Annotated in this window: 1 protein-coding gene; it reads right to left on the reverse strand. The window is 52.4% G+C overall.

Annotated elements, in window-relative coordinates; genetic code table 11:
- A partial coding sequence (locus OGX96_RS00725) for an Ig-like domain-containing protein (protein ID WP_286582004.1) occupies positions 1-349 on the reverse strand: 349 nt, incomplete at both ends.

Below are 349 nucleotides of genomic sequence, written 5' to 3' on the forward strand. Positions count from 1 at the left end.
TCGCTTCCGCGTGCAGATCGATATGCACCATATGGTCGTGCGTTACCGTTGACGGGTTACCGTGTTCATCGACGGTTGAAATGGAGACATGGACCTTCTGGTCGCTGCCATCTTTCAGATTATCGGTGCTGACTTCAATGCTGTAGCCCAGCGAGTGGTTAGAGAGTTCAATAACCTTGCCGCTATAGGTTTTGCCATTGAAGGTTAAGGTGACAACATCGTCTTTCTGCGCATCGCCGCCAACCGGCCCCGTGATGATCGTCTTATGCAGGTCGGACTCGGCTTTACTGATAATGTCATCACTTGCGACGGTATCGATGCCGATAGAGGCGCTGGCGTCCAGATCCAG

The organism is Citrobacter sp. Cpo100 (genome assembly GCF_030332595.1).
Lineage (GTDB): Bacteria > Pseudomonadota > Gammaproteobacteria > Enterobacterales > Enterobacteriaceae > Citrobacter > Citrobacter portucalensis.